A 17716-nucleotide genomic window follows, 5' to 3' on the forward strand; every position below is an offset into this window, starting at 1 on the left:
TTCGAAGCGTTATAAGGAGCCGTCACCTGATGCGGGGGTACTTACCCGCGTGGCCGTAGTTTCCCCGCTACATGACCGAACTCACCGTTCCGCGCGACGCCGATCAGGAGCGCGCCGCGGAGCTCGTCCGAGACCACGTGACGGTCGGCGACGTCGTCCAAGTCTGGGAGCGCGACCGAACCGGCGGCGACGATCCCGAGGTCGTCGGCGAGGTGACGGGTATCGAACCGGGCTACCTCGAGCTCGACGGCCAACCGCCCGGCGAGGGGAGCGTCCGCTACGACCGAATCGGGACGGTAACCCGGGTCGAGCCAGCGTGATATCCGCCTCGCCCTGACGGCGAGGTGTTCAGTGTGGAACCGTAGGCGACTCCGCGTCCGACTCGTTTGTCCAGACGAGACGCGCGGTGGTCCTCAGCGACGCGTTCATTCTTCGCGACTTCCGCGCCCGTTCGCCCGCGCTCTACACTTCACGCTTCGAATCTCGTCTGCTGTGTCGCTCGGCGCTGAGACCGCTCCCACCCGATTGATAAGGACAATATTAAAATAGTAGTTTTTATTAACATAGTCTTTCGAGTTCACAACCAGATGCATCCGAATCGGATCCGTGTTCACGAGACGACGAATCGAGAATTCGACCAAAGTGTTCAATATAATCAGGTGAAGTTTAGTTAACTAAAGTGGATTTGATCACCGTGTCAATCGACGCAGCGCGACTCGAGGAAGCCAACGCGACGCGGCGGTCGCGACGAGAGACGGCTCCGTCGTGTCCCGTGCCGCCGATTCGGGGTTGGGGCCGACCGCCGAACGGCGGCACGTCCGCAACGCTCACGTCCCGGCGATCGACTAGTCGTTCGAAACCCTCGTCCTCGAGCGCCGGAGACTGAGATGATACGAGCCCTCCTCGCCCGACTCGGATCGCTCGCGGCGGTCATGGCGACCGTCTCGTTCGTCACGTTCGGCTTCGTCTCCCTCACGCCCGGCGATCCGGCGTACACGATCCTCCGAGAGCAGCGACAGAGCCCGCCGTCGGAGCGCGAGGTCGCGGCCTTCCGCGCCGAACACGGGTTCGACGAGCCGTTCGTCGTCCGCTATCTCTCGTGGCTCGGCGACGCGGTTCGGGGCGACCTCGGGACGTCGTACTACCAGTCGGAACCCGTCACGTCGCTGTTGGTCGAGCACCTGCCGAACACGCTCGAACTCGCGCTGGCGGCGACGGCCGTCGCGCTTGTAGTGGCCGTCCCGCTGGGCGTCGTCAGCGCCGTCCACCACGAGACGTGGATCGACCGGACCGGTCAGATCGCCGCGCTGGTCGGCGTCTCCATGCCGAACTTCTGGCTCGGCTATCTGCTGATCCTCGTCTGCTCGCTCCGGCTCGGAGTGACGCCCGTCTCCGGCGCCGGCACGCTCTCTCACCTCGTGCTCCCCGCGATCACGCTCGGTACCGGGATGGCCGCGGTCATCACGCGCCTCGTTCGCGCGTCGATGCTCGAGGTCCTCGAGGCCGAGTACGTGACGGCCGCCCGTTCGAAGGGCGTCCGCGAACGGCTCGTCGTCTACAAGCACGCGCTGCGAAACGCGCTCGTTCCCGTCGTGACGATCGTCGGCCTCCAGTTCGGCTTCGTCCTCAACGGCGCCGTGGTCGTCGAAGTCGTCTTTCAACGACCGGGACTGGGAACGCTGCTCGTCGACGCCATCTTCGCGCGCGACTATCCGATCGTGCAGGGAGTCGTCCTCGTGACGGCGTTCGCTTTCGTCGCGACGAACCAACTGGTCGATCTCGCGTACGTCGCGCTCGACCCGCGGATCGAACGCGGCGGGGGAGGGAGCGATCGCCGATGAGTGACCGCGAGACGCAACGCCGTCGACCGACGCGCCGGCTGCGAGCGCTCCGCGAGCGGGGGCGACGCCTCGTTCGGCGCCGGCTCGGCCGACGGTATCGATCGAACGGCAACATCCGGCTCGGCGGCGCCGTCGTGTGTCTCCTCGCGATCATCGCGGTCGTGGGTCCGATACTGTCTCCCTACGATCCGACGGCACAAGCGCTCGAGCGGCGCCTCGCGGGCCCGTCGCTCGCCCATCCGCTTGGAACCGACGCGCTCGGGCGCGACGTCGCGACGCGGCTGGTCTACGGCGCCCGGATCTCGCTCGCGCTGGCGGTCGGCGCGACGCTCGTTCGCCTCGTCGTCGGGACGGCGATCGGCCTGCTCGCGGCGACCGGGAACCGACTCGTCGACGCCGCGTTGATGCGGCTGGTCGACGTCCAGCTCGCCTTCCCGGGGCTCGTGCTGGCGCTCGTGATCGCCGGGACGCTCGGCCCGAGCATGCGCAACGTCGTGATCGCGCTCTCGGCCGTCGGCTGGGCCACGTACGCACGCGTCGTGCGCAGCAGCGTCCTCGCGGTCAAGGATCGGCCGTTCGTCGAATCGGCGCGGCTCTGCGGAACGCCCCGGCGACGGATCGTCACGCGGCATCTGCTCCCGAACGTCGTGAGCCCGGTGCTCGTCCTCGCGACGCTCAACCTCGGGACCGTCGTGCTCGCGGCGGCGGGCCTGTCCTTCCTCGGACTGGGCGCACAGCCCCCGACGGCGGAGTGGGGGACCATGATCGCCGACGGCCGCAACTACCTTCGGTCGGCGCCGTGGCTCATCACCGCGCCCGGTGTCGCGATCGCGGTGACCGTTATCGGCTTCAACGTCCTGGGCGACGGACTGCGGGACGTACTGGATCCTGATCACGTAGACGACGCGGATCGGAGGCGGACCTGATCATGAACGCACCGCTCGAGATCGAAGACTTACACGTTCGGTTCAGTTCCCGGGCGGGATCGGCTCCCGTCCGTGCGGTCAACGGCGCGTCGTTCCGAATCGAACCCGGCGAGATCGTCGGTCTCGTCGGCGAGAGCGGCTGCGGCAAGTCCGTCACCGCGAGATCGATCGTTCGGATCGAGGAGCCGGGCGAGATCGTCGACGGGAGCATTCGGTTCGACGGTCGGGAGCTGACGACCGCCGACGACCGGACGCTGCGGCGGCTCCGCGGCCGGGAGCTCGCGACGGTCTTTCAGGACCCCTCGACGTCGCTCAACCCGGTCTACACCGTCGGCGAACAGATCGCCGAGGCGCTGCGCGTGCGCGACGATCCGGACCGGCAGCCGTTTTTCAGGGAACTGGCGCTCGGCGCGAGTTCGCGGCTCCGCTCGCGGGCGCTGCGATCGGACGTCCTCGAGTTGATGGAGACGGTCGGCATCCCCCGGCCGGCGGAGCGAATCGACGACTATCCCCACCAGTTCAGCGGCGGGATGCGCCAGCGAGTGATGCTCGCGATCGCGCTCGCTCGCCGCCCCTCGGTGCTGATCGCCGACGAGCCCACGACGGCGCTGGACACGACGACGCAGGCGGCGATCCTCGAGCGGCTCGAGACGCTCAACGAGGAGCGGGAGATGAGCGTGTTGCTGATCAGCCACGATCTGGACGTCGTCGCGGAGCTGTGCGACCGGCTCGTCGTCATGTACGACGGGACCGTCGTCGAACGGGGACCGGTCGACGACCTGCGGTCGAACCCGGCCCATCCCTACACGAAGGCGCTGCTGGGCTGTCTCCCCCGTCGGTCGAAGCCGGGGACGCGACTGCCGACGATCGACGGTTCGCCGTCGGACGGCTCTCGCCCGCAGAACGGCTGCGCCTTCGCCGATCGCTGCTCGTTCGCGCGGGAGGACTGCTATTCGACCGCGCAGCCGACCGTTTCGGTGGGTGAGAACCACACTGTCGCCTGTGGCGTTCCGGACGCTCGCGAGGCGACGCTCGAGGGGACGGCTGCGAACGCGGCGACGGAACCGACGACAGGGTCGACGGTGACGGCGACGACCGCCGACACGGCGCTGGCCGTCGACGGCGGCGCGGACGCGCGGACGGGCGAGCGCGTTCGACAGGGTGACGATCCGACGGACGGGGCGCCGATCGTCGAACTCGAGGACGTCGCGAAGTCGTTCCGGGGATCGGACGCGCTGCTCGATCGACTCCTCGGAACCGACGAGCGCGTGCCGGCCGTCGACGGCGTCTCGCTCGCGTTGCAGCCGGGAGAGACCGTCGGCCTCGTCGGCGAGAGCGGCTGCGGCAAGTCGACGCTCGCGCGACTGATCGCGGGCCTCGAAGAACCGACCGACGGCGCGGTCAGGCTCCGTGGGACCGCCGTCGGCGGCGTCGACGCGCGGACCGACGACCAGCGCGCCGAGATCGGCGTCGTCTTCCAGCACCCCGGCACGAGCCTCGATCCGAAGCGGACGGTCGGGGAGTCGATCGCCGAACCGCTGGTCGAAGCCGGATGGGGCACAACTCGGCGAGAGGACCGCGTCGACGAACTCCTCTCGCTCGTCGATCTCCCGCTCGAGTACGCCGACCGGTTCCCGCGTCAGCTGTCTGGCGGCCAGCGCCAGCGGGTCGCGATCGCTCGCGCGCTCGCGCTGGAGCCGTCCGTGCTCGTCCTCGACGAGCCGACGGCGGCGCTCGACGTCTCGACGCAGGCGACGATCCTCAACCTGCTGGCCGATCTCCGGGACGAACTCGGGCTCGCGTGCCTGTTCGTCTCCCACGATCTGGACGTCGTTCGCCACGTCGCGGACCGCGTCGCGGTGATGTATCTCGGTCGTCTCGTCGAGGTCGGCCGGACCGAACGGACGCTCTCGAATCCGACCCATCCGTACACGGCGACGTTACTGGCGTCGCTTCCGGGCGACCGGGGCGACCCGGTGCCGACGGCGGTCGAGGATCGGGACGCGCTCGCGGGCGACCCGCCGAGCCCGACCGATCCGCCCGCCGGCTGTGCGTTCCATCCCCGCTGTCCCGTCGCCACCGAGGAGTGCCGTCGCCGCGAGCCGCCCCTCGAGGCCGTCGGCGACGGAGCGCCCGGGCCGCGCTCCCGGTGTCTGTACGCGCCGGAGTGGATCGAAGCGGGCGCAGACCCGCCGTCCGACGTCGATGCGCCCGATCTCGGGGTCGACGACGAATAGCCCGACCGACCGACTTCCGCCCACGAACCCACCACCCACATGACACGCGACTCGCGATACGCTACGACCCGACGAACCGCGCTGAAGACGACGCTCGGAGCCGCGACCCTGTCCCTGACCGTCGCCGGCTGCCTCTCGAACGACCCCGACGCGGCCGACTTTCGGATCGGGACCCCGTGGAAACCGAACCGGGACCCCCTCGACGGAGGCAGCGTGCTTCGCCGACTGGGGATCACCGAGGCGCTCGTCAGCGTCGACCACGACGCGACGACGGCGCCCGGCCTCGCGACCGACTGGGAACGGGTCGACGAGCGCCGGTGGCGGTTCGACCTCCGCGAGGACGTGACGTTCCACGACGGGACGTCGCTCGACGCGGCGGCAGCCGTCACGTCGCTTCGCCGAACCGCCGACGCGACGGCGTTTACCGACGTTCCGATCGACGCGATCGAGGCCGAAGGCGAGACCGTCGTCGTCGAGACCGAAACGCCGTTCGCCCCGCTGCCGGCCCACCTCTCGCGCGACGAGGCCGTCATCCTCAGCCCGGACGCGATCGGCGACGACGGGTCGATCGAAGACCCGGTCGGTACCGGCCCGTTCGCTCTCGAGTCGTTTCGCTCCGGCGCCGAGATCCGAGCCGTTCGACACGACGAGTACCACGGCCGGGAGCCGTCGCTCGAGTCCGTCCGCTACGAGGTCGTCGAGGACGACCAGACGCGCCGGATGAAACTCGAGAGCGGCGAACTCGAGATGGCTCGTATCCTCCCCCAGGAGACGGTCGACCCGCTCGAGTCCGACGACGATATCGCCGTCCACACCTACGAGGTGCCGCGGATCAGGTTCCTCACGTTCGATACCGCGTCGGCGCCGTTCGACGACCGGCGCGTTCGACGAGCGGTCCACCGCGCGATCGACCGCGAGGCCATCGCCGAGTCGATTCTCGAGGGACTCGACGAGCCCGCGGTCGGCCCGTTTTCGTCGTCGATCACCGACTGGGCGAATCCGGACGTCGACGCCGACGAGCACGCGGTCGATCCGGAACGCGCTCGCTCCCTGCTGTCGGACGCCGGCTGGACGACCGGCTCGAGCGACGTCCGCACCCGCGACGGCGAGGAACTGGCCGTCGAGTTCCTCACCTACGACGCCAGGAGCCTCCCGCTGATCGCGGAGGCGATGCAGGATCACCTCGCCGCGGTCGGGATCGACGTCGACGTGACGACGGTGGAGTACAGTTCGATGGTCGACCGCGTCAGCCAGGGCTCGTTCGACGGCTACCTCACGTCGTGGGGGACGTTCCGGTACCCGGATCCGGATCGACTCACACAGATGTTTCACTCGACGGACGCGACCCTCCACCACGGCTACGAGAACGACCGGGTCGACGATCTGCTCGAGGAGGCCCGGGAACTCACCGACCGGGACGCGCGACGCGAGCGCTATCACGAGGTCCAGTCGATCGTTCTCGAGGACGCGCCGATCGCGGTCCTGACGAACTTCACGAACGTCGTCGCCACCGCGGCCGACGTCGACGGATACGAGCCGCACCCGACGGAATCGCGGTACGGGCTCGAGTCGATTACGGTGGACGAAGAGTAACTCGGGGCCCGACGCACGTCGCGAGTCCCGCCGCGACGGTCATTTGGGAACGTCGATTCCCACGACGTACAGCTCTTGCTCCGGGTTCTCGCCCCAGAGCGTCGCGTCCATCAGGGGTTCGCGTTCGAGCCGCTCGAGTCCGTGATCCGCGAGAAAATCGACCAGCTCACCGGGCGGCCGACCGCGGTACAGCGGCAGGTCGTCGTGGATCTCCCGGTACTCCTCCCACGGCTCCGGGAAGTCCCAGTGACCCTCGAGGAGGACGATCCGGCCGCCGGGTCGGACGACGCGTCGCCACTCCCGAATCGCCTTCGAGGGGTTCGGTAGCGTCCAGATCAGGTGTCGCGCCGTTACCACGTCGTAGGCGTCGTCGGGAACCGGGAGCGCCTCGGCGTCGCCGAGACCGAAGTCGATCGACAGGCCCGCCTCTCGGGCCTTCGCTCGGGCGCGCTCGAGCATCTCGGGCGTGAGATCGACGCCCGAGACGTCGTGGCCCAACTCGGCCAGCAGCAGCGAGATCGTCCCCGTCCCGCAGCCGAGATCGAGCACGCGTCGGGGCGGGTCGCCGGTCCACCGTCGGAGCACCGCCAGCCACGCCTCGCGCTGCTCGTCGGCGCGGACGCCGGAGATTCCGTCGTCGTCGTACGAGTCGGCGCGGCCGTTCCAGTACCGGCGGACGACCTCCTTGACGTCCTCGTCGCCGTTCGACGAGCGCGTCACGACTGGGCGCTCCCTCCCGGTTCTCTCCCCTCGTCCCCGTCGGCGGACCGAACCCGCTCGAGGAACGAGACGAGCGCGTCGACGGCCGTCTCGAACACCCGTTCTCCCTGTTCGGGGGAGGCCTCGGTCGCGTCGCCGACCGCGCCGTTCTCGCTGAACTCGTCGGTGAACTGGCGGACGACCCCGCCGTCGACCGTATCCGCCCACGTCGCCGCGTCGCCGGCGACCGGGTCGCCGACGTCGTCGGGACGGAGATGGAGCAACACGGCCGTCTCGAGTTCGCCCGCGTGACCGACGTGCTCGTCGACGGCGCGCATCCACTCCCACAGGTACGCCTCGCAGTCGATCGTGTCCCCCGCGGTCACCTCGCGGGCCAGATGGGAGAGCGTCTCGCCGTTACCGCCGTGGCCGTTGACGAAGACGACCGTCTCGACGCTCGAGTCGGCGATCGACTCGACGACGTCGCGGACGTAGCGCCGGAACGTCTCCGCGGAGACGGAGCACGTCCCCGGAAAGTTACCGTGGTAGGGGGCGATTCCGACCGGGATCGTCGGGCCGACGATCGACTCGGCGTCGCTCTCTCGGTCGGCCGCGTCGGCGATCGCTCGAGCGACGAACGTATCGGTTCCGACGGGGGCGTGCGGGCCGTGTTGTTCCGTGCTGCCGACGGGGAGCAGCGCGGTCGTCGGTGACGCCTCGTCCACGTCGGTCCAGGAACTCGTCTCGAGTCGCATGCTCGGTCGCTACTCGCGGTCGCGCATAAGAAATATCGATCTTCGGACGGAGTCGGGGAGAGGGCGCGAGCGGTATCGAAAGCGGGGACCGGAGAGACCGGGCGTCGCTCGTTACTCGTTGACCACCAGGAGCTTTCCGAGGAAGTTCCCCTCCTCGGCGCGTCGGTGGGCCTCGGCGACCTCGTCGAACGAATAGCGGTCGTCGATGTGGGGTTCGACGGCGCCGTCGTCGACGAGTTCGGCGATCTCGGCGAGCTCCTCGCCGATCCGGTCTTGCTGCTCGCCGAGCAACACCGGCAGGATGACCAGTACGACGCCGAGTTCCAGCGAGTTCTCGTGCATGGGTGCGAGGTCGACATCCTGGGCCGCGCTCGACTCGGTGGTGACGACGGTGCCGTAGGGTCGGACCGCCTCGAAGGCCGTCTCGAGGTGGTCGTCGCCGATCGGGTCGAAGACGACGTCGAAGCCGGTCCCGTCGGCGCGTTCCGCGACGTACTCCTCGACGTCCGTCTCCGTGTAGTCGACGGTCGCGTCGGCGCCGAGCCGTTCGGCGAGCTCGCGCTTGTCCTCGCTCGAGCCGGTCGCCGTGACCGCGGCGCCGAAGCGGTCGGCGAGCTGGACGCCGACGTGACCGACGCCGCCGCTGGCGCCGTAGACGATCACGTCGTCGCCGTCGTCGACGGTCGTCTTGTCGGCCAACATCTCCCAGGCCGTGAGCGCGACGACCGGGAGCGCGGCGGCGTCGGAAAGCGGCAGCGACTCGGGCGCGCGGGCGAACGTCCCCGCGTGGCCGACGACGTAGTCGGCCAGCGCGCCCTGTCGGCCGGCACCGCCGGGCATGCCGTAGACCTCGTCGCCGGCCTCGAAGGCGTCGACGTCCTCGCCGACCGCGTCGACGACGCCGGCGACGTCGCAGTGAAGCCGCGCCGGGAGCTCGGGCGCGAAGTCCGGGATCGCTCCCTGCCGGATCTTGTAGTCGACTGGGTTGACGCTGCTCGCGACGACCTCGACGCGAATCTCGTCCGGTCCGGGTTCGGGGACGTCGACGGTCGTTCGCTCGAAGGCGTCCGGTTCGCCGAACTCCTCGATCACGTAGGCGGTCATCTCCGAAGACATAGCGCTCGCCGATTGGGTCGTCCACCGGGAATACGCGACGCTTGCGGCAATCGAAAGCGGGTGTCACAGCCGAGCGTCCCCGGCTAACGTTCCCGTTCCCGTTCCCGTTCGCGATCTCGAGCGTGCTCGAGCGGCTCGGTCTCGGTCGCAGCGTCGGCCGTCCCGGTTCCGATTGCGTCGTCCGGAATCTCGTCGACAGCCACGAGCCGCTCGAGTCGGCGCTCGAACTCCGCGTCGTCGATCTCCCCCGCCGCGTAGCGGCGTTTCAGTTCCTCGAGCGGGTCCGCTTCGGCGTCGGGGTCGCCGGTACGGGTCGCGCCCGTCGGCTCGTCGTCTCCGAGCATCAGCGCGACCTCGTCACCCCAGAACAGCAGGATCGGCGTCAGCACGAACCAGCCGACGATCGTGATCACGCCCGCGAGCGCCCCGAGGCCGGCGAGTCCGGCGAGGCTCGTGAGCGCGAGCGTCAGGATCGCTACGAACAGCCATCCCTCGTCGGCGATGGCGTCTCTGATCCTCTCGTCCATCTCTCCCTCGTTGTTCTCAACGGAGCTACAAAAAATTCCGCGGCGCTGGACGTCGGTCGATCGGAGAGCTGAGTGGAATGCGATCCCGCGGTGGCGCGCTATCGATTCGACCGAACGAGAAGTGGACCGAACGCCTCTCGAACGCGGTGAGATCGCCCTACTCGAGGCTGATCCACTCCCCGCGCTCGTCGCTCTCCTCGATCGCGGCGAGGACGCGCTGGGCCTCGAGGCCGGCCTCGAAACTCGGTTCGAACTCGCCCCCGTCGGCCACCGCGCTCAGGAACTCGTAGTTCTCGTGGACGAACGTGTGCTCCCAGCCCAGCACGTGGCCCGGCGGCCACCAGTGATCGACGTAGGGGTCGTCCGCGTCGGTCACGAGGATCGTCTCGTAGCCGCGGTTCTCGTTCCGGCGCAGCAGTTCGAGTTCGTTCAGGCGCTCGAGGGAGAACTTCAGGCTCCCCTCCGAGCCGTGGATCTCGATCGCGTGGTCGTTCTTATGGCCGGTCGCGAAGCGGGAGGCCTCGAGGGTACCCATCGCGCCGTTTTCGAACTCGAGTTGCGCGGAGTAGGCGTCGTCGACGGTGACGGGTCGCGTCTCACCGCCCTCGCCCTCCACGGGACGTTCGTCCACGAACGTCCGCAGGTGGCCGCTGAGCCGGTCGATATCGCCCGCGAGGTCGTCGTCGCCGACCAGGAACCGAAGCAGGTCGACCGTGTGCGCACCGAGGTCCCCGAGCGCGCCCGAGCCGGCCAGCTCCTCGTCGTTGCGCCACGACCACGGCGCTTCGGGGTCGACCAGCCAGTCCTGGAGGTAGCGCCCGCGGACGTGGCGGATCTCGCCGAGTTCGCCGTCCTCGAGCAACCGCTTCGCGTACCGGATCGCGGGGACGAACCGGTAGTTGAACGCGCAGCCGGCGGGCACGTCGTCGCCGGCCTCGCGGGCCGCGTCGGCCATCGCCCGGGCGTCCTCGAGCGTCGGGGCGAGGGGCTTCTCGCAGAAGACCGGCGTGCCGGCCTCGAGCGCCGCGATCGAGGGCTCGGCGTGGACGTGGTTCGGTCCGAGGTTGTAGAAGGCGTCGACCTCGTCGACGACTTCGGCCCAGTCGGTCGATATCGCGTCGAACCCGAGTCGGTCGGCCGCGTCCTCGAGCGCGTCCTCGTCCCGGCCGACGAGCACGCTGCGCTCGACGTCGGGCGCCTCCGGGAAGAACATCGGCAGCCGCGCCATCGCGTTCGCGTGTGCTTTACCCATGAATCGATAGCCGAGAACGCCGATCTCGAGGGACATAGACGCCCGTTCATCGAGCCGACAGTTAGCGGTTGCGGTGAGGGTTCCAAGCCCCCCGTCCGCAACGAGCGACCGAACGGAGCGAGTGGGGCGGGGTAGTTCGCTCGTTGTCGAAACGGGTGCCGGAGTCGCGTCTACCCGCCCGCGACGGCCGCAGCCGCGACGGTCACCGTTGCGGTGTGTCCCGTCGCGTCACCGTCGCCGTCTTCGGTGTTTGAGCCGCCGGTGGAGCGCCATCACGTCCTCGAAGTCCTCGCTGCCGTCGCCGTCGATGTCGTAGCGGCCCGGCGTCGGCTCGGGGTCGGTGATGGAGGCCGTCTTCCCGACGGTCAGCGTCGCCGTCTCGCCGTCGTCCTCGTCGTCCGCGTTCACGCCCCAGTCGGTGCCGACCCAGAGTTCGTACTCGCCGGCTTCGACGACCCGGGGCCCCCAGCCGGGGACGTCGCCGGGGACGACCTCGAGCGTCGAGAGGTCGAGGTCGACGGCGACGGTCTCGCACTCGCCCGGCTCGAGGGCGACCCGTTCGAAGCCCATCAGGCGACGGTGGGGCTGGAGCACGGAGCCGTAGGACTCGGTGTTGTAGACCTCGACGATGTGCTCACCCGCCGTGTCGCCGGCGTTCTCGACGGTCACGTGGGCCCTCACGGTCGACGTCGACGCGGGGTTTTTGACCGAGTCGGTCGACAGCGACAGGTCCGCGTACTCCCAGTCGGTGTAGGAGAGTCCGCGGCCGAATTCGAACTGGACCATCTGATCGCCCGCCCCGTCGGGGTGACGCGGCGGATACTCGTCGTAGATCTGCGGGACGTGCCCGACGTGGGACTCCCAGGTGAACGGGAGCTTCCCCGAGGGGTTGTAGTCGCCGAAGAGCGTGTCGACGACCGCGACGCCGGTATCGCTGCCCGGCTGGCCGGCGAAGAGCACGGCGTCTAGGTGTCGGAACGTCTCCGCCGTGCCGCGCGGGCTTCCGGCGAGGATGACGCCGACGAGCGGAACGTCGTCGCCCGTCTCGGCGTCGACGAGTTCGACGAGCTCCCGCTGGGCCTCGAGGAACCGCATCTTGTCCCGGTCGCCGAAGCCCTCGTTGTGCGTTCCCTCGCCGAGGACGACGACGACGGCGTCGGAGCCAGGTGCGGCCTCGCGGATCGCCGCCGCCTGCTCGTCGGTGACGTCGAAGAAGCCGTTATCGAAGTTCTCGTAGAGGCTCTCGTAGGCGGCCGGCTTGTACTCCGTCGGCACGTGCGCGAGCCCGTCGCCGAGCCGGGCTTCCAGTTCGCCTTCGATCGTGTTCTGGCGCGGTCGCGGGCCGTCCGGGGTCAGCTCGCCGTCCTCGATCCCCTGCCAGCCGAGCGTCCAGCCGCCGTGTTGCATCAGGAACCGGTTTTCCGTCCCCTCGTGGACGCCGGGACCGGTCAGCAGCAGGTCGTCGACGTCCTCGAGCGGGAGCGCGTCGCTCTCGTTTTGTAGCAGGACCAGCGACTCCTTGGCGAGTCGCTCGGAGACGTCGGCGGCGCCGCCGACGATGTCGCCGATCTCGTCCTCCGGTGCGAGGGGATCCTCGAACAGCCCGAGATCGGCCTTGAGCTCGAGGATGCGACGGACCGATTCGTCGATGCGCCGCTCGGAGAGCTCGCCGCTCTCGACGAGGTCGATCGCGGTGTCGATGAACTCGGTCGGCGCCGTCTCGCCGCCGCACATGTGCATGTCGATACCGGCCTCGATGCCCTGTCGGACCGCTTCGCGCCAGCCCGCGTCGGTATCGGGCAGGTACTCGTGGTTGGAGAGCATCCGCTCGAAGTCGTCCCAGTCGGTCAGTACCACGCCGTCGAAGCCGAACCGGCCTCGCAGTACCGTCGTCAGCAACCACGGCGAAGCGTGGGCCGGCTTCCCGTTGACCGCGCCGCTGTTGACCATCACCGTCTCGGCCTCCTCGAGACCGCGCCGATAGGGCTCGAACTGGCGGGTCCGCAGGTCCCGCATCGAGGTCCGAGCGTGCGTCCGATCGGAACCGGTATTCGGGGTGCCGTAGCCGGCGAAGTGCTTGACCGTCGCCGCGACCCGGCCGTTCCGCTGGAAGCCTCGGGCTCGCGCTTTCCCCATCTCGCCGAGCAGCATCGCGTCCTCGCTGTGGCCCTCGAAGTAGCGGCCCCAGCGCATGTCCCGCAGGACGTCCAGCGTCGGCCCGAAGTTCCAGTGGCCGCCGATCGCCGCGACGGAATCGCCCGTGTGGGTCGCCGCCGCCTCGACGAGGTCGACGTCGCGCGTCGCACCCATGTTGAGCCGCTGCGGAAAGCTCGTACACCCCTCGAGCAGGCAGTTTCCGTGGAGGGCGTCACAGCCCCAGACGAACGGGATCGAGGGCTCGTTGACCTCGAGGTTGTACTCCTGGAGGCCGTTGAGCCCCTCGACGAACTCCTCGCCGTCGTACGTCGGCCCCGTGGCGCCGCCGTTGAGGATCGATCCGACGTGGAGTTCGGCGAACAGGTCGCCGAGCGTGTCCGCGTCGTCGTGATCGTTGAACGCGGTGTCGGGGTCGAACCCCTCGCCGAGGTCGTCGATCGCGACCTGAGTCATCTGGCCGACCTTCTGCTCTATGGTCATCGCCTCGAGCAGGTCCTCGATGCGCTTCGATCGTTTCCCGTCGCCGGCCGCCGCACCGGTGGCTCCGAGCCCGGCCGCAGCCGTCGCTGCACCGGTCGCCTTCATGAACGTTCGGCGCGATTCGTCGACGTCATCACCATTGTTATCAGCTGTCATACGACCTGTTCATATTACTCTATATTGTATAAATATTTCCTAGCTACACGCGAGGTAGCAGGTGGCTATATCGCATTCGACTGCGGGTAGCGATCGGGGAGGCGCTCGTGTGCGGAAGAGTACGCCGTACACGTCGAGTCTCGGCGGTACCGTTTCCCCCGCTCGGACCGTACGCTCACCGAGGGAGGATGAACAACACAGTCCGATTCGACGACGCGAAGCACATTCGACTGTCGGACGTCGTCGTGGAAACGCGACCGCCCGACGGGCTCGAATTCGCGGTGGAGGGCCATCTGAGCGTATCCGAGGCGCTGCTCGGCGAGTTCGAGGGAACGACGGTGAACCCGGTCCGCGTGACCGTGTCGGGCGGCGACGCGGACTCCGTCGCGCTCGATCTGACCGGCCCGGCGACCCTCCGCCTCGAGACCGTCGACGTCGGCGTCGCGGCGCCGGACCGGGAGGATCTCGCGGACGGGATCGACGCGCTTCGGTCGTCCGCGAACGACGGACGCGAGTCGGTCGACTCCCGTCCCGACGTGCTCTCGTTCACCGTCGAAGGTGAGATCCGGGACGTGCCGTCGGAGACGGTCGCGGCACTTCCGGCGGACGTATCGAGCCTCGAGTCAGTGACGTTCGCCGCCGACGAGTCGGTCCGGAGCGACGGCGGCGGTGGCGACGACGTAATTCTCGAACTGTCCCTGCTCGGCTACGGGATCGTCGTCCGCCGCGACGGTTCGATCGTCGTCGGGAACGCCGACTCGCTGGTTACCATCGACCTCGACTGAGATCCGTAAGCGTTCGGCCACTCGCCGGTCTCGAGGCGTCTGAGAATTTCGACGCATCAGACGGTATCTCGGCGGAGCCGAGGGATTCTCGACGGATTCGGCGGCATCAGCTGTCCCCGACGAAAACAGGTGGCTCCGCGGCTCGAGTCGCTACTCGAAGCCGCCGCGGTGGACGATTTCCTCGAGGGGCTTCCGGTCGCTGGGCTGTTCGCGGTCCTGCAGTTCTTCGGGGAGCGTCTCGGGCGGGGCGCGCTCGCCGATCGCGACCATCGCCTCGACCGCGTACTCCTCGGGGACGTCCAGTTCGTCGGCCGCGCGCTCGTAGTCGAAGCCGGCCATGCCGTGGACGGCCAACCCTCGGCGCGCGCCCTCGAGCGCGAGGTTCTCCCAGGCCGCGCCGGTGTCGAAGGAGTGGACCGGCGCCGGTTCGCCGTTGTGGTCGAACGTCGTCTTCGAGACGATGACCGCGAGGACCGCGGCGTCGGTCGCCCACTCCTCGTTCCCGCCGAGTAGCAGGTCGGTGAACGTCTCCCACTCGTCGTCCTCGCGGTCGGCGATCAGGAACCGCCAGTGCTGGTTGTTGTAGGCCGAGGGCGCCCAGCGGGCGGCCTCGAACAGCGGGAGGTACTCCTCCTCGTCGAGCGAGTCGCCGGTCATCGCGCGCGGCGACCAGCGGTTGACGAACAGCGGGTCGATATCGTGGGCGGGATCGCGGTGTTCGGCGACGGAGTCGCGCAGTTCGCGCCGGCTCTCGGACGTGTCTTGCATCGACAGTTTATTCGAACCCGTACTATGTATATATTATCGGACGTGAGGGTCACCAGGTAACACTCGTGTCGTGTTCGTGTCTATTGATTAAACAGTCGGCCTTCGGGAAATTTGGGTGTGACCCTCTCCCACGAGATGGGGCCGCGTTCGATTCTCAAAACCGGAGCGCAGCGAAGAAATCGCGGGCGAAGTCGCCGGCAGGGAACGAACGACCGGCGACTCGCCGCGGAATCCGCGTCAGTCGTCGGCGGGCGTCGGCGTGCCGCGTTCGATGTCGATGTTACCCGCGTCGAGGTCGGCCTCGACGTTGCGGGCGGCCTGCACCATGTTCTCCATCTTGCCGTAGGCGACCTCGCGGGGCAGCAGCTTCACGCCGCAGTCCGGCGAGACGACGAGCTGCTCCGGCGGGACGACCTCGAGGCCCTTCTTGATGTTCTCCTCGATCTGCTCGACCGATTCGACCTCGGCGACGTGGACGTCGGTGACGCCGAGCGCGAGGTCGGCGGTGAACTCGGGGTCCTTGAAGACGTCGAGCTGGTCGTAGTCGCCGTTGGCGAGCTCGAGGTCGAACTCGTCGACGGGGAACTCGAGGATCTCGGGATAGATGCGGGAGTAGTCGCCGTAACAGACGTGCAGCCCGATGCGAACGTCGTCGTCGATGTCGGCGACGATGTGCTCGAGGGCCTCGCCGACGATCGCGTGGTCGTCCGGCGTGGTCGCGAGCGCGGGCTCGTCGATCTGGATGTAGCGGGCGCCGGCGTCGACGAGCTTCTCGATCTCCTCGTTGACGAGGTCCGCGAGGGCGTAGGCGAGTTCCTCGTCGTCCTCGTAGGCCTCGTTGAACGCCCAGCTCGCGAGCGTGTACGGACCCGTGATCGGGACCTTGACCGGGCGATCGGTGGCGCTGGCGGTGAACTCGTACTCGTCGACGAGCCAGCTCTCGTCGTACTCGACCTCGCTGACGACGCTGGGCTTGTCGAAGTAGTTGTGGCCCCACACCTTGACGGGGCCGTTGAACTCGTAGCCCTCGATGCGGTGGGCGAAGAACTCGACCATCTCGTTGCGCCGCATCTCGCCGTCGACGACGACGTCCAGTCCCGCGCGCTCGTGTTCGTTCGTGATGAGCCGGGCGGCGTCGTCCTTGGCCTCCTGGTAGTCGTCCTCGTCGAACCCGTGGTCGTCGTCCTGGTAGAGCTCCTTCGCGCGGTTGAGCCACTTGGGCTTGGGGTAGGAGCCGACGACGGTCGTCAGCAGGAAGTGGTCGTTCTCGTGGTTCTCGGGTCGGAACTGATCCTTGTTCTCGCTCGCGCTCATGCGGCGGTCACCTCCGCGAGGTCCGCGGCTTCGGCAAGGACGGCGAGCTTCTCTTGGTACTTGCTGTAGGGCAGGTAGAACGTCTCCGTGTTCGTCGTCAGGTAGACCGTCTCGAACTCGGTGACGCCGAGCTGGCCCTCGACCCACTCGGTCCGGTCGCGGATCGCTTCGGGGTCCTCGACGAGCGTGTTCTGGCCGTCGGCGAGGCCGAGCGCGACGTCGTCGGTCGCGCCGTACTCCTGAATGTTGTAGAGGTTGTCGTCCTGGTTCGCGACGAAGTCGAAGCCGACCGCGTCGATGTCCGCGTCGAGCAGGTGCGCGTACACCTTCTCCTCGAGTGCCCCCCAGTAGGGCTGGACGACGACGTCGGCGTCGGTCGCGCTCGCGACCTGATCGATCGCCTCGCTGGCGCGTTCGTCTTGGCCGTCCTCGGGGGCCGACTCGACCAGCGACGGCTCGAGCAGGAACAGCGTCTCGATCTCGGGGAAGGCGTCGACCTCGCCCTCGAGGAAGTCGGCGATGGCGCCGAGGAACTCGGCCTCGTCGCCGTACTGTTCGTCGGTGGCGAGATCGGCCAGCGAGTACGGACCGGGGAGGACGGCCTGCAGGTCGCCGTCGGTCAGTTCCGCGGTCGCCTCGAGTTCCTCGGCGACGTCGCCGGAGAAGCCGAGGTCGTCCTGGACGACCGGCTCCCGGTAGAAGTTGTTGTTGTCGTAGTAGCGGACGATGCCGCGGGTCTCGACGGCGTCGTGGACGGCCAGCGGGTGGGCGAGCATGTCGTCCCAGCGCAGTTGCCCCTCGACGATGCGGTCGAGGCTGGCCTCCTCCTGGACGCCGATCACTTCCTCCCGGGCCTCCTCGTAGGCCGCGGTGATCTCCTCGCCCTCGTCGCCGCTGATGAGGTCGTGTTTCTGGTGGCCTTTCAGGTCCGAGAGGTCGTCTTTCGCCCAGTCCGGGAGCGGATAGAGCCCCGGCGTGGTCGAAACGTACTCAGTCATCGTGGAATCGGCTAGGCTATACCGACGCTTAATATTTTCCATCCTTGCTAATACACTGGAGTAATTCTTCCCGGTGAGCCCGTCCACCCGTCCGTTCGGATCGCGTTGGCTG

The 17716-nt window shown here is 68.3% G+C and carries 15 protein-coding genes; 6 read left to right on the plus strand and 9 right to left on the minus strand.

What is annotated here, in order from left to right; translation table 11 throughout:
- The first annotated feature begins 71 nt into the window (after positions 1 to 71).
- The 5 genes from HTZ84_RS03705 (at position 72) to HTZ84_RS03725 (ending at position 6597) form a co-directional block, all read left to right on the plus strand.
- Positions 72 to 320, plus strand: a complete 249-nt coding sequence (locus HTZ84_RS03705; protein WP_174679445.1) for a hypothetical protein — start codon at positions 72 to 74, stop codon at positions 318 to 320.
- A 567-nt stretch (positions 321 to 887) separates the two neighbouring features.
- Positions 888 to 1841: a nickel ABC transporter permease gene (gene nikB / locus HTZ84_RS03710; protein WP_174679446.1), complete on the plus strand. Its 954-nt coding sequence runs from the start codon at positions 888 to 890 to the stop codon at positions 1839 to 1841.
- Positions 1838 to 2767, plus strand: a complete 930-nt coding sequence (nikC, locus tag HTZ84_RS03715) for a nickel transporter permease (protein ID WP_174679447.1) — start codon at positions 1838 to 1840, stop codon at positions 2765 to 2767. Before nikB ends, nikC begins: the two co-directional genes overlap by 4 nt.
- 2 nt (positions 2768 to 2769) lie before the next feature.
- On the plus strand, positions 2770 to 5004 hold the full coding sequence (locus tag HTZ84_RS03720) for a dipeptide ABC transporter ATP-binding protein (protein ID WP_174679448.1): 2235 nt from the start codon (positions 2770 to 2772) through the stop codon (positions 5002 to 5004).
- Between the two features lie 39 nt (positions 5005 to 5043).
- Positions 5044 to 6597, plus strand: a complete 1554-nt coding sequence (locus tag HTZ84_RS03725) for an ABC transporter substrate-binding protein (RefSeq protein ID WP_174679449.1) — start codon at positions 5044 to 5046, stop codon at positions 6595 to 6597.
- A gap of 39 nt (positions 6598 to 6636) precedes the next feature.
- On the opposite strand, the gene HTZ84_RS03730 is transcribed toward HTZ84_RS03725, so the two are convergent.
- From HTZ84_RS03730 to HTZ84_RS03755, 6 genes are all read right to left on the minus strand, one after another.
- Positions 6637 to 7317 carry a class I SAM-dependent methyltransferase gene (locus HTZ84_RS03730; RefSeq protein WP_174679450.1) on the minus strand — a complete coding sequence of 227 codons (681 nt, stop codon included), beginning with the start codon at positions 7315 to 7317 and terminating at the stop codon, positions 6637 to 6639.
- On the minus strand, positions 7314 to 8051 hold the full coding sequence (locus HTZ84_RS03735) for a creatininase family protein (RefSeq protein WP_174679451.1): 738 nt from the start codon (positions 8049 to 8051) through the stop codon (positions 7314 to 7316). The genes HTZ84_RS03730 and HTZ84_RS03735 overlap by 4 nt, the downstream gene beginning before the upstream one ends.
- Before the next feature lie 111 nt (positions 8052 to 8162).
- Positions 8163 to 9167 (minus strand): zinc-binding dehydrogenase, encoded by a 1005-nt coding sequence (locus HTZ84_RS03740; RefSeq protein WP_174679452.1) that lies wholly within the window; start codon positions 9165 to 9167, stop codon positions 8163 to 8165.
- 83 nt (positions 9168 to 9250) lie between these two features.
- On the minus strand, positions 9251 to 9694 hold the full coding sequence (locus tag HTZ84_RS03745; protein WP_174679453.1) for an SHOCT domain-containing protein: 444 nt from the start codon (positions 9692 to 9694) through the stop codon (positions 9251 to 9253).
- Positions 9695 to 9851: 157 nt separating this feature from the next.
- Complete coding sequence (locus HTZ84_RS03750) at positions 9852 to 10982, minus strand: Gfo/Idh/MocA family protein (protein ID WP_174679454.1); 1131 nt, start codon at positions 10980 to 10982, stop codon at positions 9852 to 9854.
- Between the two features lie 192 nt (positions 10983 to 11174).
- Positions 11175 to 13739, minus strand: a complete 2565-nt coding sequence (locus HTZ84_RS03755; RefSeq protein ID WP_254611705.1) for a glycoside hydrolase family 3 protein — start codon at positions 13737 to 13739, stop codon at positions 11175 to 11177.
- Between the two features lie 188 nt (positions 13740 to 13927).
- Between HTZ84_RS03755 and HTZ84_RS03760 the strand changes: the two genes are divergently transcribed.
- Complete coding sequence (locus HTZ84_RS03760; RefSeq protein ID WP_174679455.1) at positions 13928 to 14524, plus strand: hypothetical protein; 597 nt, start codon at positions 13928 to 13930, stop codon at positions 14522 to 14524.
- Positions 14525 to 14674: 150 nt separating this feature from the next.
- Here the strand turns inward: HTZ84_RS03760 and HTZ84_RS03765 are convergent, their stop codons facing one another.
- The 3 genes from HTZ84_RS03765 to HTZ84_RS03775 all read right to left on the minus strand — a co-directional run bounded on the left by HTZ84_RS03765 (position 14675) and on the right by HTZ84_RS03775 (position 17604).
- Positions 14675 to 15292, minus strand: coding sequence for a nitroreductase family protein (locus tag HTZ84_RS03765; RefSeq protein ID WP_174679456.1), 618 nt, complete (start codon positions 15290 to 15292; stop codon positions 14675 to 14677).
- A gap of 237 nt (positions 15293 to 15529) precedes the next feature.
- Complete coding sequence (locus HTZ84_RS03770; RefSeq protein ID WP_174679457.1) at positions 15530 to 16606, minus strand: methionine synthase; 1077 nt, start codon at positions 16604 to 16606, stop codon at positions 15530 to 15532.
- Positions 16603 to 17604 carry a 5-methyltetrahydropteroyltriglutamate--homocysteine methyltransferase gene (locus HTZ84_RS03775; RefSeq protein ID WP_174679458.1) on the minus strand — a complete coding sequence of 334 codons (1002 nt, stop codon included), beginning with the start codon at positions 17602 to 17604 and terminating at the stop codon, positions 16603 to 16605. Before HTZ84_RS03775 ends, HTZ84_RS03770 begins: the two co-directional genes overlap by 4 nt.
- Positions 17605 to 17716 lie beyond the last annotated feature (112 nt).

It is taken from the genome of Haloterrigena gelatinilytica (assembly GCF_013342145.1).
In the GTDB taxonomy this organism is placed as follows: Archaea; Halobacteriota; Halobacteria; order Halobacteriales; family Natrialbaceae; genus Haloterrigena; species Haloterrigena gelatinilytica.

Excerpts from the sequence above, each read along its gene's own strand:
- nikB (WP_174679446.1), top strand. The coding sequence starts at position 888 with ATGATACGAGCCCTCCTCGCCCGACTCGGATCGCTCGCGGCGGTCATG.
- HTZ84_RS03750 (WP_174679454.1), bottom strand. The coding sequence starts at position 10,982 with ATGTCCCTCGAGATCGGCGTTCTCGGCTATCGATTCATGGGTAAAGCA.
- HTZ84_RS03745 (WP_174679453.1), bottom strand. The coding sequence starts at position 9,694 with ATGGACGAGAGGATCAGAGACGCCATCGCCGACGAGGGATGGCTGTTC.
- HTZ84_RS03735 (WP_174679451.1), bottom strand. The coding sequence starts at position 8,051 with ATGCGACTCGAGACGAGTTCCTGGACCGACGTGGACGAGGCGTCACCG.
- HTZ84_RS03770 (WP_174679457.1), bottom strand. The coding sequence starts at position 16,606 with ATGAGCGCGAGCGAGAACAAGGATCAGTTCCGACCCGAGAACCACGAG.
- HTZ84_RS03775 (WP_174679458.1), bottom strand. The coding sequence starts at position 17,604 with ATGACTGAGTACGTTTCGACCACGCCGGGGCTCTATCCGCTCCCGGAC.
- nikC (WP_174679447.1), top strand. The coding sequence starts at position 1,838 with ATGAGTGACCGCGAGACGCAACGCCGTCGACCGACGCGCCGGCTGCGA.
- HTZ84_RS03760 (WP_174679455.1), top strand. The coding sequence starts at position 13,928 with ATGAACAACACAGTCCGATTCGACGACGCGAAGCACATTCGACTGTCG.
- HTZ84_RS03755 (WP_254611705.1), bottom strand. The coding sequence starts at position 13,739 with ATGACAGCTGATAACAATGGTGATGACGTCGACGAATCGCGCCGAACG.
- HTZ84_RS03740 (WP_174679452.1), bottom strand. The coding sequence starts at position 9,167 with ATGTCTTCGGAGATGACCGCCTACGTGATCGAGGAGTTCGGCGAACCG.
- HTZ84_RS03725 (WP_174679449.1), top strand. The coding sequence starts at position 5,044 with ATGACACGCGACTCGCGATACGCTACGACCCGACGAACCGCGCTGAAG.
- HTZ84_RS03720 (WP_174679448.1), top strand. The coding sequence starts at position 2,770 with ATGAACGCACCGCTCGAGATCGAAGACTTACACGTTCGGTTCAGTTCC.
- HTZ84_RS03705 (WP_174679445.1), top strand. The coding sequence starts at position 72 with ATGACCGAACTCACCGTTCCGCGCGACGCCGATCAGGAGCGCGCCGCG.
- HTZ84_RS03765 (WP_174679456.1), bottom strand. The coding sequence starts at position 15,292 with ATGCAAGACACGTCCGAGAGCCGGCGCGAACTGCGCGACTCCGTCGCC.